The 631-nt window shown below is 42.8% G+C and carries 1 protein-coding gene; it reads left to right on the top strand.

The genetic code is table 11. The features are described 5' to 3' along the window. The coding region (locus R7Z50_RS28530) for an SIMPL domain-containing protein (protein ID WP_318149885.1) at positions 1 to 456 on the top strand (456 nt) is incomplete at its 5' end. Positions 457 to 631: the final 175 nt, after the last annotated feature.

The raw sequence follows: 631 nt of genomic DNA, 5'->3' as shown, positions 1-631 counted from the left end.
TTATCAAAGGACAATATCACCAGCTCAAACCTGTATCTTGCGCCTCAGTATCACTACCCTAAATCGGGCAAAGCGGAGTTGGTTGGATACAGAGCATCACGCAGCATCAATGTAACAGTGACAGATTTAGCCGATCTTAACCAGTATTTGGATATGGCGTTGAAAGCTGGCATTAATCAGGTCGACAACATCCAATTGAAAGTGAGCAATCAAGCGGAATACCAACAAAAAGCACGCATGGCTGCGATCAAAGATGCGAGAGAAAAAGCGGCATCGCTTGCATCTGGCTTTGATAAAAAACTCGGCGGCATCTGGCAAATTAACTATAACCAAATGCATGTACAGCCTGTGTTGATGCGCTCAATGGCGATGGACAGCAAGCAAGGTTCGAACAGTTACCAAGACTCGACTCTTGTAATTCGTGACCAAGTGGATGTGGTTTACAAATTAAAATAATTTGTTTTGGTAACACAAAAAGAAAAGGCAGGGATAATCCCTGCCTTTATTGTATGGATTCTTCTTAATGAAGAATACGAGCACGAATCGTGCCTTCAATGCTTTTCAGCTTAGTTAGTGCTTCTTCTGAACGCTCAGTTTCCACATCAATAACTACGTAGCCGATCTCAGCTTC

The sequence above is a fragment of the Vibrio sp. 1249-1 genome (assembly GCF_033340495.1).
This window is presented reverse-complemented; position numbering and strand designations above follow the sequence as displayed.